11 protein-coding genes are annotated in these 15207 nt (G+C 57.9%); 3 read left to right on the forward strand and 8 right to left on the reverse strand.

The window, feature by feature from the left end; genetic code table 11:
• Positions 1-102: 102 nt before the first annotated feature.
• Positions 103-1401: a substrate-binding domain-containing protein gene (locus CFB02_RS16730; RefSeq protein WP_227519265.1), complete on the reverse strand. Its 1299-nt coding sequence runs from the start codon at positions 1399-1401 to the stop codon at positions 103-105.
• A 229-nt stretch (positions 1402-1630) separates the two neighbouring features.
• Here CFB02_RS16730 and CFB02_RS16735 point away from each other — a divergent pair, with 229 nt between their 5' ends.
• The gene (locus CFB02_RS16735; RefSeq protein ID WP_088558912.1) at positions 1631-2290 is read left to right on the forward strand and encodes a response regulator; all 660 of its coding nucleotides are present in this window, start codon (positions 1631-1633) and stop codon (positions 2288-2290) included.
• Here the strand turns inward: CFB02_RS16735 and CFB02_RS16740 are convergent.
• From CFB02_RS16740 to CFB02_RS16760, 5 genes are all read right to left on the reverse strand, one after another.
• Positions 2223-3617, reverse strand: coding sequence for a sensor histidine kinase (locus CFB02_RS16740; protein ID WP_088558913.1), 1395 nt, complete (start codon positions 3615-3617; stop codon positions 2223-2225). The genes CFB02_RS16735 and CFB02_RS16740 overlap by 68 nt on opposite strands.
• Before the next feature lie 79 nt (positions 3618-3696).
• Complete coding sequence (locus CFB02_RS16745) at positions 3697-4800, reverse strand: lipase secretion chaperone (protein WP_088559284.1); 1104 nt, start codon at positions 4798-4800, stop codon at positions 3697-3699.
• Between the two features lie 7 nt (positions 4801-4807).
• On the reverse strand, positions 4808-5734 hold the full coding sequence (locus tag CFB02_RS16750; RefSeq protein WP_088558914.1) for an esterase/lipase family protein: 927 nt from the start codon (positions 5732-5734) through the stop codon (positions 4808-4810).
• Between the two features lie 129 nt (positions 5735-5863).
• The gene (locus tag CFB02_RS16755; protein ID WP_008173344.1) at positions 5864-6178 is read right to left on the reverse strand and encodes a DUF3301 domain-containing protein; all 315 of its coding nucleotides are present in this window, start codon (positions 6176-6178) and stop codon (positions 5864-5866) included.
• A gap of 50 nt (positions 6179-6228) precedes the next feature.
• Positions 6229-7860 (reverse strand): PAS domain-containing methyl-accepting chemotaxis protein, encoded by a 1632-nt coding sequence (locus CFB02_RS16760; RefSeq protein WP_088558915.1) that lies wholly within the window; start codon positions 7858-7860, stop codon positions 6229-6231.
• A gap of 237 nt (positions 7861-8097) precedes the next feature.
• Here CFB02_RS16760 and CFB02_RS16765 point away from each other — a divergent pair, with 237 nt between their 5' ends.
• Both CFB02_RS16765 and CFB02_RS16770 read left to right on the forward strand, forming a co-directional pair.
• Positions 8098-9786, forward strand: a complete 1689-nt coding sequence (locus CFB02_RS16765; RefSeq protein WP_088558916.1) for a putative bifunctional diguanylate cyclase/phosphodiesterase — start codon at positions 8098-8100, stop codon at positions 9784-9786.
• An 89-nt stretch (positions 9787-9875) separates the two neighbouring features.
• On the forward strand, positions 9876-10841 hold the full coding sequence (locus tag CFB02_RS16770; protein WP_088558917.1) for an AraC family transcriptional regulator: 966 nt from the start codon (positions 9876-9878) through the stop codon (positions 10839-10841).
• A 64-nt stretch (positions 10842-10905) separates the two neighbouring features.
• Here the strand turns inward: CFB02_RS16770 and CFB02_RS16775 are convergent, their stop codons facing one another.
• Together CFB02_RS16775 and CFB02_RS16780 are read right to left on the reverse strand one after the other, a co-directional pair.
• Positions 10906-13995 (reverse strand): efflux RND transporter permease subunit, encoded by a 3090-nt coding sequence (locus CFB02_RS16775; RefSeq protein WP_088558918.1) that lies wholly within the window; start codon positions 13993-13995, stop codon positions 10906-10908.
• Positions 13995-15095, reverse strand: a complete 1101-nt coding sequence (locus tag CFB02_RS16780) for an efflux RND transporter periplasmic adaptor subunit (protein WP_088558919.1) — start codon at positions 15093-15095, stop codon at positions 13995-13997. The genes CFB02_RS16775 and CFB02_RS16780 overlap by 1 nt, the downstream gene beginning before the upstream one ends.
• Between the last annotated feature and the right edge of the window lie 112 nt (positions 15096-15207).

Genomic DNA, 15207 nt, shown 5'->3' on the forward strand with positions numbered 1-15207 from the left:
GTTGGTTCGAAATGACCCCGTCAGTATAGGAAACCCCAACATATCTGTGATGTCGTGGCGGATAGGTGATTGCCGCAGTTTTTCCTCAGACTTTGGTCTCGGCTATCGGGATTTGATCCAGACTTCCACCCGACCATTGCGCGGGCTGCCGCTGCCGCCCACCGGCATGTACTGGCCATAACCCGTGTAGGCAACATCCGGCACGTTCACTTCCTGCAGAGCCTTGCGGACCGACAGGGCCCGGAGCTCGGAAATCATCTGGGCACGTAATTCATGGCTCTGGGTGTCGGCGAATCCGATGAGTAACAGGTCGTCGGCGGAGCGCTCGTTTTGGGTCAGGTACTGCTGCAGACGCTGTAGGTCCCGGCGGGCCTTGTTGTCGAGTTTGGTGCGGCCTTCGGAGAAACGGAAATTGACTGTCAGGCGATGGTAGTTGCTGGTCAGGCGGCGAAAACTCTCGGGCACCGATTCGTCGAATTCCGGCTTGACCGCGATGGGATTCTGGGAGATGAATCCGGACTCTGCAACCAGTGCCTGGCCTTGCTGGCCGAGGGCAAAGCCAATCAGACCTGCGGAAAGTGGCGGGACGTCACTCCCGGGCGTGTACATGAACAGGCGTCGTGACAGCGGATAATCCTCGCTGGCAACGGTGAGCTGGTTGGGGTGAAGCGCCGGGGCATTGCCTTCCGAGATCGCCAGGAGTTTGCTGTTACGCACTGAGGCGAGGCCCGAGAAACCAATTCCCGAGGGATCCCTGCTTACGTCACCCGACAGCTGGTCGTTGGATTCATAGCGCCTGGCGTTGCTGTCCAGCTTGAATTGTTTTCCCAGGACGAGGGATTTGAAGGTGTCCCAGGTCCCGGAACGGTCATCCCGGGCGTAGAGGTGAATCGGGCGGTCCGGGCCGCCCAGTTCAGACCAGTTCCGGATCTGCCCGGAGAATACGCGGCCCAGGGTTTCGATGCTCATTTTGCTTACGGGGTTAGACGGATGCACCAGAATGGCCAGGCCATCAATGGCAATAACGTGCTCGCTCTCGGGCGTAGTGAGATCCGCCCGGGCGCGAAATTGCTCTGCTTCCTGCGGTTTTACCGGGCGGGAAGAGGCCCAGATGTCGGCTTTGCCGGACGCCAGCGCCTTGAAGCCGGTGCTTGATCCGTGCGCCGCGACCAGCACCTCGGCCGCCCGATTGTTCACAGGCGCTCGCAGGATTTTTTCGTTTTCCACGCCCGTACCCCTGGCTGCGACCTGTCCGCCGCCATGCTCTTCCAGATAGCCGGTAACCAGCATTGGCGCCAGGGTCGCGCCGACGGTATTGGAACCGTGAATTTCCAGGTCATAGGCCTGGGCCTGAAAGGCCATAAGAGTGGGCAGTAGCAGTCCCGGGAGTGTTGCAGTCATCCGTGTGAATCGCGGCATCTTTCGAAAAACCCTTACCAGACAGTTGGTTGAGAAGCTGGAAGGATGCTTCAGAAATATGACATTTGTGTTTCACTGCCTACACATTGGGACGCAAGGCCGCAGGTCCCTGTAAAAAAATGTTAAGCAGTGCGCGGAGCGCAGCGGTCGGCTGGCCTATAGTGACGCATCCGCCGTAACAAAAATAAACACAGCGGGCAGAGGCACATCCATGGATGCCATAACATCGAAAGCCGGGCAGGCCCATGCTGCGGGCGCACGACCAGTTCCCATTAAGAAGGTGTTGCTGGTCGATGACCATGCCCTTTTTTCCCAGGGGTTGGCGGGCCTGATCCGTCAGGAAGGCTTGGCCGAATCCGTTGTGATCGCCAGCACCGTTGAGGGCGCCTCGGATTTGTTGGTCCGTCAGGACGATTTTCAGCTGATCCTGCTCGATATCGCTTTGCAGGGCGAAACAGGGTTGGCTTTGTTACCCAGGCTGGCAAGCCACAGGGAGCCACCTCCGGTGGTGATCATTTCTAGTAGTGAAGACGAAGCCACGGTAAGAGCTGCGCAGGCAGCCGGTGCCAGTGGCTTTCTGGCGAAATCTGCCGGGCGGTCGGCGCTGGTGAGCATGGTCCGCTCTGTGAGCCGCGGTGAGAGTTATTTCCCCGGCGGTGTCGATCCTGTGGCACCGGGTCTGTCATTGACCCCAAGGCAAATGGACGTGCTCCTGTTGTTGGCCCAGGGCTTTCCCAATAAACGGATTTGCCAGAGCCTGAAGTTGACGGAGCACACGGTGAAAACCCATCTCAAGGCGATTTTTACCCAGCTTGGTGTTCACAACCGGACAGAATGCGTGAATCTGGCCCGGGCTCGTGGGTGGTTGTGACGGCCGCGAGAAGCCGGACCCAGAACACAGCCCCCCCGCCAGACCTCGACTCGGCGCCGCACTCTCCTCGCATCAGCGCAACAAATTCCTGAACAATGGTCAGGCCAAGTCCCAGGCCCGGGTACTCACTGGGGCCTGCGCCTCTCACGTAGGGTGAGAACAGGTTATCCGCCAGCCCGGATGGCAGGCCGATGCCGTTATCCGTGACTTCCAGCAACACATGTGAGCCCATGGCTTTTGCTGACAGGGTAACGGCAGTGCCGCCGCTGTGTTGCACCGCGTTGAATATCAGGTTCTGGAGGATCCGCGACAACAGTGATGGATCGGCCATAACCTGAAGATCACTACCCGGGTGATCAATCCGAACTTCTATCTTGTTATTGCCAAGCGAGTCCGCCAGCAAATCGTTGAGGTCCCGGAATACCGGGCTCAGTGTGGTCGGTCGGATAACGGCTTGCACCATGCCCTCGTTGAGCCGTGCGCTGTCGAATACGGTGCCCAGCAGGCGCCGGAGATGACGAATCATGTCCCTTAACTGTTGGGTGGCGGGGTGCGCTGCGGGCCCCTCTTTGCTTGGCGAGAGGCTTTCCAGCGTTATGTCGATCACGTTCAGAGGCTGGCGCAGGTCATGGCTGGCTGCGGTGATCAGTTCGGTTTTTCGCCGGCTCTCGTCGCGGGCCGCCTGATGCATGTGATCCAGAAGCTTACGGTCCAGAAAGTGCGCTCGGTGGCGGTATTCACTGGTCCAGGCGCCAACCATGCCGATAAGGTTGGCCGTGGTCAGGAAAAACAGGTTGGTCGCGATGTCGGAGCCGGACATACCGCTACCGAGTTCGGTCAGAAGGTAGCCGACGATCAGAACAAGCGAGACCATGGACGCGCTGAAGAACGGCAGTCCCATGGCAAAGTATCCGAACATGAGCATCAGGATCATGCCCTCGTAGGGCAGCGGAAAGGCAACCTGTCGCGCGGCGGCAATGATTGCGACCACGCTCAGGCCACCTACGAGGTAGGCCAGGGTATAGATGCGCTCGAAGAGCCTGTCCGAGAGAGACGCGCGGTAGGCGAGCCAGACAACTGAGGCAATCACCGGGCAGGTGACGGCGAGCCGGATGGAGACCGTGACCTGAGCCAGTTCTGGCGGCAGGGTCAGTGCATCCATAACCGCGTAGATCAAAAAAAGGAACAGGCCGGCCACTGAAACGGGCCGGGCTCGCTGTCGGATCAGTCCGGACCGGGTTCGCCGGTAAGCCTGCTCCAGATCGGGCGCAAAGCGCAGGTTCCGAAACCCGGCGGCCTGTTGCTGTCTGATCTGCTCGGTTGTCATGGCCGTTTCCAGTGTCGGGCAGGTTTCTGGATTGTATCCGCCCCGGCCGACTGGCTTCGCGAACCCGAGCACATTCCGGTCAGCCGTTACCGAGCATTTTCAGCCGTGCCCAGGTTCTGTCCTGCTCATCAGGGAAATGCTGTTCCAGCAGAGCTTCTTGCTGTTTTTGTATGTCGGCCTCGGCCAGACCCGAGGATTCCTCCCGTTCCATCGCTTCCCGGAACGCATCGAAGCGCTGGTCGAAGCGCTCACGCTGCTTGAGATACTTTACGACGCTCTCGACATCGTCCTGATCCACGCCAAGCTCTTCCAGTTGCCTGCCGGCGGCTTCCGGAGACGAGGCAGATTCAATGGCGGCTGTCCGGGCCTGTTGGTGTCGGCTGCTCGCATGAAGATGTTGTTCAGTTGTCCTCAATTGCTCGGACAACTGATTGCGGTGCCACTTTACGAGTGCCTGTTTGCCCTGCTCGCTCAGGTCTGTGCGCTGCTGAATGGCGAGTGTCGCCAGTGTGTATTCGCTGTAAGCCTCCTCAAGCCCGAAGAAAGCCCGGTGGGCATTGGGGCTGAAGGTGCTGGCGCGCAGTTGTTTCAGCTGTGCCAGGGCATCGCCCAGCGCCGTCAGCTGATAGCCCGGATCCCCCGTTCGGGCTGGGTCGAGTCGGGTTTGCAGGACCTGAAGTGACGCCTGTTTATAGGCGAGATACTCATCGAGGAGCGCCAGCGCCTGTGTGGAAGCGGGCCCAGGCAAGTGGTTCCTGGCCATGGTTTCGATCTGTTGAATGGCTGTTTCCGGAGTCACCTCGCCAACCGTGCTGAGGAAGTAATCGAAAAAGTCACGCACCCGGAGATTGATAACCAGCTCGCCGTTGTCATCGGCTGTCAGGGCGCCGTCAATTTGTGTCCCTGATAGAGACGCCGCAAACGGGGTCGGCCCGAGAGAATCAGGAGTTCGGGACTGCTCCTGTCCAGAAGCAGGCTCTTCCGGGACCGGTTTGGCGCTGTGTTCGGATGCTGGCGTTGGCGACTTCGCCGGGGCCGCGGATGACGATGGCATTGAAGCCGAAATTTCGGCGTTTGTCTGGGCTGTTCCGGCAAGACTATACCAGAGAGCACCGGCGACCAGGACGGCCGCCAGTGCACCCGGGAACAGCCACCGACGCGCTTCGATGGATGTCCGCTTCATGGTCACCTCACAGGCCGCGGTTTTTGAGCCGGTTGGCCTGGGTGCGGTAAAGGGTGACAGGGTTGGTCCACAGAGAACGGGCTCCGAGAAGGTGGTTGATGGCGTCCACGTGGTTCATATCGTAGTGGGTGCCGATCACCCGGCCCATCATGGTTGAGCAGACGCCTACCAGCCCGTCGTTGGGCTCGCTGCCAAAGGCCAGTGAAGTGATACCCAGGAACGGGTCGGTAATATCGAACGCATTGGTCCACACACCCCGGCCAGTCCAGGAAAAGAACTTGATGCGATTGCCGTCTATCCAGACATCCTCGCTGGTTCCGGCGCAGCTATTCCGGTTCACGCCTTTCCAGCCAAGGGCATCGTTCAGGCTGGTTGTGCCAGGTGTGGTGAGGGTCTCCAGCGCTGCCAGCCCGTTCTGCGGGTTGTCTGCTCCGGACAAGGCATTGATCAGATCGCCCAGGGCGTTGGCGATGGCGTTGGCGCCGCCTTCGACATAGCTACCCGGCGGAAGGATTCCCCGGACCACATCGGCCACTTTGGAGCCCTTGTTTACGCCGTCGATAGAGGTGATTGAGGCAATACGGTGAGGAATCAGGGCTGCAGTCACCCGGGAGGTAGGCGCGCCCTGGCTGTGGGCCATCAGGTTGACTTTTGAATGGCCGAGGCTGCTGACGTAGTTCGCCAGTTGCTGGCCCCGCTGCTCGCTGCTGTTGACGAAGGACACGCTGGCGGAATAGACCTGTGCGCCACTGCGCTCAAGATTCCAGGGGATGGTGTGGAAGTAGTTCACCAGGCCGCCGATGGTGTTGAACCCGGTGACACCGTGAACCAGGACAATCGGGTGGCGGGTCTGGGTGTAGCCGGCGTGGCTTGAAAATGAGGCGGACAGCAAGGCCAGCCCCAGCACAACTGCTGTGGTAAATCGAATACGCATGTGTGACTCCTTTTGTTTTTGTTGACGGCTGCATCAGGCAGCCGACGGTCGTCGATGCGTTGTCGATTATTGGTATGTCATGGGCGATCAGGAATCGCCCAAATGGGTGAGGACAGGAAGGCTGCGTATTCAGGAAAACCGGTGGGGTTCCAGCTCCATATGCTGGATGCGCTGGCCCAGCATGATGATACGGCCGGTGTAGCGTTCCTCACCGGTGGATGTGAAATCAAACAGGAAGCGTCGCCAGACTCGGATCCGCCCTTGATCGTCGCGTTTGAACCAGAGACCACGGAGGAATACCGCATCATCCAGCAGCATCACGTCCATGCTTTTGCAATAGCGACGCGCGGCCTGGAGCACGAAATCCTTGATGGCTTTGGCGCGCCACCAGTACCAGACAGCGAATCCGGCCACGAATAGCCAGAACAGGGTTCCAAGAGTCACGGTCTCAGCGATCTTCCACGGTTGCTCTGAGGGATGATCGCCAGCCTACCCTATTGTGTCGGCTCGGGGAATCGCTGACGCTTCCTGGATTCTGGCGCCGGCAACAGTCGGTCACACAGCATCTGCAGGAAATGGCTGGTCAGCAACTGGGCCTGATCCACGTTATTGCCGAGGTGTTCCGACTCTTCCCGAGCGTTTTCGCTGCTCTCGACCGAGCGGTTACCGAGTTCCAGGAGCCGTGCTGCCTGACGTTCCACCTGAACGCTCAAGGCCGCCTGTTGTTCCGTAGCGCCGGCTACCTCATGGGTGCAGGACGTAATGAGATCCACATCTCTGAGGGTCGCTTCCAGCGTTTCGCTGGCCTCATTGGCGATGCCTGCCGTTTGCTGACAGCATTGGGTGCCATTGTTGATCACCTCGACCACCTCACGGGTTTCGCTCTGCAGGGCAGCAATCATCTCATCAATCTTGCGAGTGGATTCGTGGGTTCGCTGGGCCAGCCCCCGAACCTCATCGGCAACCACGGCGAAGCCGCGACCTGATTCGCCGGCTCGCGCCGCTTCGATGGCGGCATTGAGAGCCAGCAGATTGGTCTGCTCGGCGATGTCGGAGATCACATCCAGAACCATGCCAATGGCATCGCTTTTTTCGGACAGCGCCTGCATGCGGTCATTGGCCACAGAGAGCTGCCCGCCGAGCTCGGAAAGGGACTGATTCATGGATGTCATCTGTCCGCGACACTGGTTGGCTGACTGGCGCGCGTCGTCCGTTGCGTCATGGGTCCGTGCGGTCAGTTCGCTGACCCGCCGCACGCTTTCCGCCAGCTCCTCGAAAGCACGGGTTATGTCCTGGATATCACCTTGCTGGCTGCGGATGCTGGCCACAGAGTTGGCGACCCACTCGACGGTCCGCTGTTTCCGGCCGTGGAGCTTGCCCACATTGGCGTGCATGCGGGCGGAAACGGCCCGAAGAACGGCATTCCGTTTCTGGCGATCGAATTCGATCCAGGCACCTTCATCCCTGCGTCCGGTATAGATCCAGGGCATGGCCGGGTGGGTCTCGGTACAAGCCGATCTGGCGTTGCGCATCACAGGAAGGGTGAGCCAGACCAGTACCGCGAATACCGCCAGCAGCAGCCCTTGCAATATCACTAGATGGGACAGGGCAAGCTCTGACAGGCCGAACCAGAGCAGGGCGACCGCCAGCAGTCCATACAGGCAACCGAGTTTCAAAGCCAGGGGCGGACTGACTGCAAGGTATCTGCGGGGGACTTTGCCTTGCTTCCAGGCCGAATAGAGTTTCTCCGCCCGGGCAACCTGATCTGGTCGGGGGCGTGTGCGAACAGACTGGAACTCAACGATCTCGCCGTCTTTGCGAATTGGCGTAACAAAAGCGTCCACCCAGTAATGATCGCCGTTCTTGCAGCGGTTCTTCACCATACCCCGCCATGACTCTCCGGATTTAATGGTTTGCCAGAGATTTTCGAATGCCCCCGACGGCATGTCCGGATGCCGTATCAGGTTGTGGGGCTGGCCGACCAGTTCGTCAATCGTATAGCCAGCGACTTCGGCAAACTCTTCGTTGGCGGCGGTGATCTTCCCGCGAAGGTCGGTGGTGGTGATCAGGTGGTAGTGGTCCGGGTAAAACTGTTCTTTCTGAGTGACCGGTTCGTTGACTCGCATGGCGTTTCCTTGCACGGGTCAGTGTTTTTCTCATTGTCAGCTTACTATCAACCCGTTCTTTCGTCTTGGATATCCGGTTATTGCAATAAATGAAAATCTGTTCATCTATTTGCCGTTTCTCTAACGGTTTCTCGTCTTTTGCAATATGTGGCTAGGTTGGCGACAGATACTGCTTATGCTGGTAGGCGGAACTGATCGGACATGATTCAGGGGCTGCTAAAAAGGAGTGAGCAGTGCATGCAGGCATTACAACAACAAGATTTCAGGGCTCTCGTCGACAACCACCCAAAAGCCATCATGCTGGCAACCAGGGAGCCAAGGATTCTTTACGTGAACGAGAAATTCCGTTCAGTCACCGGCTACCGGTCGGACGAGGTGCTTGGCCAACCCCCTTCTGTGCTCAGCTCGGGATTTCACTCCCGCGAGTTCTATCAAGCTATGTGGAGGGCCATTGGTCATAAGGGGCGCTGGGAGGGACTGGTCTGGAATCGGCGCAAGAACGGCGAGACTTATCCACAGTGGTTGACGATCTATCCGGTTGAGCACGAAAACCATCGGTTTTACGCCGGCGTTTTCATGGATGTCGGTGATATGACGGCTGACGATGAGCGCCTCGCCTCGCTGGCCTATTACGACCCGTTGACCGAGCTGCCCAATCGCGCGCTGTTTCAGGAATTCCTGAAGGCACGTGTCTCTCAGAGGGCACAGGAGGGTCAGGCGTTTGCGGTGCTCTATATCGACCTGGATTTCTTCAAGTCCGTAAACGATTTGCATGGACATGATTGTGGTGACCGGGTTTTGCAGCAGGCAGCTCTATGTATCCAGAGTGTGCTTCGCCGCGGGGATGTTGTGGCCCGCCTGTCGGGTGACGAATTCGCCGCTATTATCGAGCTGCGGAATGATGATGACCTCGAGAGCGTGTGTCAGCGGATGGTTCATAGCTTCAGGGCACCAGTGATCGTCGATCATCGCGAGTATTTTTTGTCGTCATCTGTTGGCGCCGCCGTTTATCCCGACCATGGCAGTCAGGCATCCGAGCTTCTGCAGAACGCTGATCGGGCCATGTACGCAGCAAAGCTTGCGGGACGGGCCTGTTTCCGGATTTACGATGCGATCGACACCGAACAGGGTCGGCAGGCCGAGCTGCTATCCGAGGCGCTAATTGTTTCACTGAAAACGGCACCGGAGGAGTTTGCGGTTGTTTACCAGCCACAGTACCACCTCGATAGCGGCAAGATGGCCGGGCTGGAGGCACTTCTGCGCTGGACCCACCCCGAATTAGGTGCCGTCTCACCTGCCGATTTTGTCCCGATCGCGGAACAGCGAGGCCATATCCACGAGCTAACGGAGCACTTGGTCCGTTGCATCGAATCGGATCTCTCCGAATTCCCCGCCTCATTTCTCCGTGGCTTGCGACTTGCTCTTAATATTTCGGCCCGACAAATCACGGACTCCCGTCTTGAAGCTCTGTTGAATCCCCTGTTTGAGAGAATCCGAATGGTTGGCTGGTCGCCCGAAATCGAGATCACCGAAACCCATTTGATGAACCTGTCCCACCAATGCCTGGACAAGCTGCGCGAATTCGGTGAACAAGGCGTAGTTGTTGCAATTGATGACTTCGGGACCGGTTATTCATCTCTGGCCTATTTGCACACACTGCCGGTTCAGGTGCTGAAAATCGATCGACGATTCATCCATCGGCTGGGGAGCGAGTCCGGGGATTCACGTATCGTTTCGGCCATTCTGGCGATCGCAGATGCGCTGGATCTGGAGGTGGTAGCGGAAGGCATAGAAAACAGTGAGCAGCATAGCAAGTTGCGCGAATTGAAGTGTCACCGGGGCCAGGGCTACCTGATGGCTCGACCGGCTCCTTGGAACACATGGCACGACGATCTTATTGATCAATATCAAGATAACAGCAAATAACCTTGTAATACTTAAGGTCTTGCAAAATGTGGCTAGTGGAACGGCGCGGCCTTCGATAGAAGTGAGCCAATCTATCCACGCAGGAATTTATGGGACCAATATCTCGAAAGTCGGCTCTGGACGCATACCTGAGACTGAGCAATGCTTCGTTGGATGAATGGCTCGCCGCTTTGCGAGAGTTGTCTGGCTGTGACGACATACTTTGCCGGCTCCAGTCGGGCAACGGGCGGCTCGGTGCCATATCGGTGCTTGAGAGTGAGCTTGGGCATGTGATCTCGCTGAGAGCCGGTAAGAGCATGGACGTTTCGGGCTGCAGAAGCTCGGATCCGGTACTCCTGTTTCCGGGGGGCGGCGAGCCCGAAATAGCCATTCAAGGTAGAGGGTGGGACAGCCTGGATCAGTTGTTCCTTGCGCGTCCCGAGGATAGGTTTGAACTCCGTTTGGCACCCAAGACTGAAGTCATCATCTTGAAACCAAACAATGGTGCTCTGAATGATTCGCTTCTGCGATCGTCCACCGCTTGGTTATCCATTTTGGAAGTCATGATCAACTGTTACCTCGACCGTTTGCACTTTGTCCGCGATGATGTCCAGGCGAAACGATTAACAAATCGGCTTTTCGATACAATGAAAACGCCCTGGACACCCCGGAAGGCAGCTGTGTGTTCGGAACGCACCCTTGACCGCCGTTTGCAGCGAGTGGTCGAAAAAATCATGGGGGATCCTGCCTGGGAGTTCGACCTCAAGGAACTGGCAAGTTACGCAGGTGTTAGCGAGCGGAATCTCTACTACCTGATGAAGCGGGAAACGGGTATTACGCCTTATCGGTTCTATCAGAGGGCTCGTTTGACCCGGGTTCGGGAGCGGTTGGTTGACTGTCAGTGTGAGGTGCCACACATCTCCTGGTACGCTGCGGATGAGGGGTTCTCGCATCTTGGCCGATTTGCCGCCATGTACCGCGAGCATTTTGGGGAGCTGCCCAGCGAAACCGTTCAATGGCGCCGTGATCTATTGCGACACAGCGTTGCTTCCAAGGCGGAGCTTGTGGAGACGTGAATGTCTCCGGCAATAAAAAGCCCGGCTCACGTTGCCGTGGCCGGGCCCGACGCCTCACTCCGCCTCAGTGAGACGGAGCCGTCTTTGCTTCGAGTTCTGAGCCGTGGTCCTCTTTCTCTCCGCCGGAACCGTGATGATCGCGGCCCAGCAGAATGTAGAACGCCGGCAAAACAAAGATAGTGAACAGGGTGCCGATACCAAGGCCTGCACTGATGGTCAGGCCGATGGCAAAACGACTCTCTGCACCCGGACCAATGGCGATCAGCAGCGGTATCATCGCGAAAATCAGGGCGATAGAAGTCATGATGATCGGCCGTAGGCGGATCGCAGCGGCTTCGACTACGGCGTCGAACTTGCTGAGCCCTCGCTCTTTTTGGAGCTGATTCGCGAATTCAACGATCAGAATTCCGTTTTTCGATACTACACCGATCAGCGTGATGAGACCCACCTGCGTATAGATGTTCATGGTGGCAAAGCCAAGCACGATAAACGCCATGGCACCGGCTACCGACATGGGCACCGATACCAGGATGATGAGCGGGTCTCTCCAGCTTTCGAACTGAGCCGCCAGTACCAGATAAATCACCAGCAGCGACAGGAAGAAGGTTACCACCAGAGCACTACCTTGAGTGGCCAACTGCCGGCTCTGCCCTGTGTAGTCGTAGCTGAACCCCTGGGGAAGGACTTCTGCTGCGGTCTGCTCCATGAAGTCCATAGCGGTGCCGGCAGCCACGCCAGGCATGACCACACCTTGCAGTGTCAGGGAGTTTTGCTGGTTGAACTGGGTCCGGTTGGACGGTTCAACATCCCGGGTAAAGCTGACTACGCTGCCCAGAGGCACCAGTTCGCCGTTGTCCGCTCGAATGTAGTATTCATTGAGGGCCTGGGCATCCAGGCGGAACTCCTGGTCAACCTGTGGTATGACCTGGTAGGAACGTCCTTCCATGCTGAACCGGTTAATGTAGCCACCGCCAAGCATACTCGACAGGCTCTGGCCGACGTCCTGCATGGACAGGCCAAGGTCAGCTACCCGATCCCGATCGACGTTGATGCGCGTGACAGGACGATCAAAGTTGATGGACTTCTGCAGGAACATGAAGTTGCCGCTGCCCATCGCTTTGCCCAGCATTTCATCAGCTACCTCGTTCAACTGTTCATAGCTGCTGCCAGTGGTAATCACGAACTGGAAAGGCAGGCCTCCACCCGATCCTGGCAGAGAAGGGCGAGGGAACACTGCGGTCTGGAGTCCGGTAACTTTCTTGAGCTCGGCATCCAGCATCGGTTGTGCTTCGAACTGCGTGATGTCGCGCTCGCTCCAGGGCGCCAGCTTGAAGCCGCCAAACACCGCGTTGGGGCCGGTGATGCCAATGATCATGAAGTCCTCGTTGTAGCCGGGGACCGTCTCCATGCGGTTCTGAACTTCATCACCGTGCTCGGTGAGATAATCGAGGGTGGAAGTCTGTGGGCCCAGTCCCTGGTAGAACAGAATGCCCTGGTCCTCAGTGGGCGCCAGTTCGTTTTCGCTCATGCTGACCATGAAGTAGATGGAGCCGAGCACCACCAGGGCGAAAAAGATCACCACGGACTTGGTCTGCATCAGGGACGAAAGGGCAGCTTTATAACTGGCAGAGAGTCCGTTGAAAGAGCGTTCTACCAGGTTTTCGAACTTACCCGGGTTGCCATGGGGCTTCAGCACCATACCCGACAACATCGGAGAGAGCGTCAGGGCTACGATCCCGGAAATAACCACCGTACCGGCCAGCGTGAATGCAAACTCGGTAAACAAAGATCCGACCAGTCCGCCCATGAAACCGATGGGCGCGTAGACTGCTACGAGGGTGGTCGTCATGGCAATAATCGGAACCGCCATTTCCCGGGCGCCGTTTATGGCTGCATCAAAACGGGATTCACCCTGCTCAATGTGACGGTGCACGTTTTCGACCATGATGATCGCATCGTCCACTACCAAGCCGATGGCCAGCACCATGGAAAGCAGGGTCAACAGGTTCAGAGAGAAGCCGAACATCAGCATGATGAAGGCGCCGCCAATCAGTGACAGCGGCACCGCAACCGACGGAACAATCGAAGCCCGAACCGAACCGAGGCAAAGGAATACCACCACCAGAACAATGATCATGGCTTCCAGCAGCGTCTGGATAACCTCGTTGATCGAATCTTCAATGAAGTCTGAGGCGTCGTAAGCGAGGCGAACATCCAGTCCGGACGGCAGTTGGCTTTCGATGTCCGGGAGCTGGTCTTTTACCAGGCCCGCGACTGTCAGCGGGTTGGCCCCGGGAGCCAGTTCGATTGCGACGTAAGTGGCCGGCTGACCCTTGTAAAGGGCCAGTTGATCGTAGGTTTCCGACCCGAGTTCTACCCGGGCGATGTCCTCCAGGCGGATCTGGGTGCTTTCGGACTGTTTGACGACCAGGTTGCGGAATGCGTCCGGATCAGCGACGTCGGTGTCACTGGTCATGCTGATTTCGGTGTAGGTGCCTTTGGTGTTGCCAACGGCGGCCTGATAGTTGTTGGCCCGGAGCTTTGCGACCACCTCCTGTGGTGTCATGTCCACGGCGGCCAGGCGTTCCGGATCCAGCCACACCCGCAGGGCGAATTTACGACCCAGCAGTTCCGCCTTGCCGACACCGGAAAGCGCCTGCAGTCGGGGCTGGACAACGCGGGTCAGGTAATCGGTGATCTGGGGCACCGCCAGCTCGTTACTGTAAAAGGCGATATACATCAGGGCGGTCGAGTCACCGGTGGTTGATGTAATTACCGGGTCCTGGGCCTCCGCTGGCAGCACGTTGCGCTGGCTCGCCACTTTCGCCTGTATTTCCGCGAGGGCGGCGTTGGCGTCATAGTTCAGCACCATCTTGGCTTCGATGGTGGATGCGCCCTGGGAGCTGGTGGAGGTGAGATAGTCGATGCCACTCGCCTCGGCAATTGCCTGCTGCAGCGGCGTGGTAATGAACCCTTTGATCAGATCGGAGCTGGCACCGGGATAGGCCGTTGTCACAGTCACCGTGGTGCTTTCGAGTTCAGGGTACTGCCGGATTTCCATTTCCATGGCAGCCCGTGCGCCCACGAGCAGGATAAGCAGGCTCACCACCGTCGCAAGAACGGGACGGTGGATAAAAATATCGGTGAAGCGCATTACTCAGACGCCCCCTGCTTCGGCTCTTCGTCCTGAATGGCAACCTTCTGGCCTGCGCGCAGACGCAGCAATCCCTTCTCTACAACGGTTTCTCCGGCTTCCAGCCCGGACAGAACGGCTACGCGGGTGTTGCGAGTTTCGCCGGTGGTTACCGTGCGACGATTGACCACCAGGTTCCCTTCGTCATTTTCTTCAACGACAAAAACAAAGTCGCCGTAAGTGTTGTAGGAGATCGCGGTGCGCGGCAACGTGACTACTTGGTTGTCTTCCGGCTGCTGGGTCATCACGGTGGTAAACATGCCAGGGCGCAACAGATTATCCGGGTTAGAGAGTGTGGCGCGAACGCGAACAGTCCGGGTCTCCGGGTTAACCGAGGTGTTGATGGCACTGACGGAACCCTCGAAAACCTGCTCAGGAACGGCTGCAACGGTGGCGACCACCGGGTAGCCTGTTGCTACGTTCGGCAGGTTTTTCTCGGGCAATGTATAGTCGACATAAATCGGATCCAGCATGTTGATCTCGACAATTGGGGTGCCGGTGGCAATGTATTCGCCCTGGTCGACCATCCGGATACCGAGCGTGCCATCGAAGGGCGCGCGGATGATTTTCTTGCTGAGTTGGGCTTCGGCTTCATTGACCCGTGCGCGGGCGGCGTCGAAATTGGCCTTGGCTTCATCGTATTGGGACTGCGACACTGCGCGCTTGGGTAACAGGTCGGATACCCGTTTGAATTCCTGCTCGGCCAGTTGCGCTTCGGCACGGCGTGTGCGGAGGGCAGCCTCATCAATGGCGGCGTCAATGCGGATCAATATGTCGCCCTGTTTGACAACGTCGCCGGACTCGAAATTGATGGCCTCAATCACGCCAGGCACCTCATTGGCCACCCGGATGCCGTTAATGGCTTCAACACTGCCCACGGCCTTGATGGCCGGTGTCCAGGCTTCGTTCTGAGCCTCAACGGCGGAAATCTGCGCCGGCGGTTGGGGCTGGGACATCTGCTCTTGCATCTGGCCAAACTGGTAGAATTTGTAGCCGAAGATGCCTCCGAGCACCACGCCGAGAAATATAATGACGATCAGAAAGCGGGAAGCAGTGCGCATGATTCGGGTCCTGAGGATCTGTGTCAGATTTTGGAAAGCATAGCATCCTACAAAACAGGGTCGCTAATGTCACCGGGTTGTAAGTATTTCTATCTAGACTTCGGATTGGTCA

Origin of the sequence: Marinobacter sp. es.042, assembly GCF_900188315.1 — a bacterium.
In the GTDB taxonomy this organism is placed as follows: Bacteria; Pseudomonadota; Gammaproteobacteria; order Pseudomonadales; family Oleiphilaceae; genus Marinobacter.

What these genes read in the sequence shown, in the direction of transcription:
- CFB02_RS16730 (WP_227519265.1), bottom strand. Translation starts at nt 1,401, where the DNA reads ATGACTGCAACACTCCCGGGACTGCTACTGCCCACTCTTATGGCCTTT.
- CFB02_RS16735 (WP_088558912.1), top strand. Translation starts at nt 1,631, where the DNA reads ATGGATGCCATAACATCGAAAGCCGGGCAGGCCCATGCTGCGGGCGCA.
- CFB02_RS16740 (WP_088558913.1), bottom strand. Translation starts at nt 3,617, where the DNA reads ATGACAACCGAGCAGATCAGACAGCAACAGGCCGCCGGGTTTCGGAAC.
- CFB02_RS16745 (WP_088559284.1), bottom strand. Translation starts at nt 4,800, where the DNA reads ATGAAGCGGACATCCATCGAAGCGCGTCGGTGGCTGTTCCCGGGTGCA.
- CFB02_RS16750 (WP_088558914.1), bottom strand. Translation starts at nt 5,734, where the DNA reads ATGCGTATTCGATTTACCACAGCAGTTGTGCTGGGGCTGGCCTTGCTG.
- CFB02_RS16760 (WP_088558915.1), bottom strand. Translation starts at nt 7,860, where the DNA reads ATGCGAGTCAACGAACCGGTCACTCAGAAAGAACAGTTTTACCCGGAC.
- CFB02_RS16765 (WP_088558916.1), top strand. Translation starts at nt 8,098, where the DNA reads ATGCAGGCATTACAACAACAAGATTTCAGGGCTCTCGTCGACAACCAC.
- CFB02_RS16770 (WP_088558917.1), top strand. Translation starts at nt 9,876, where the DNA reads ATGGGACCAATATCTCGAAAGTCGGCTCTGGACGCATACCTGAGACTG.
- CFB02_RS16775 (WP_088558918.1), bottom strand. Translation starts at nt 13,995, where the DNA reads ATGCGCTTCACCGATATTTTTATCCACCGTCCCGTTCTTGCGACGGTG.
- CFB02_RS16780 (WP_088558919.1), bottom strand. Translation starts at nt 15,095, where the DNA reads ATGCGCACTGCTTCCCGCTTTCTGATCGTCATTATATTTCTCGGCGTG.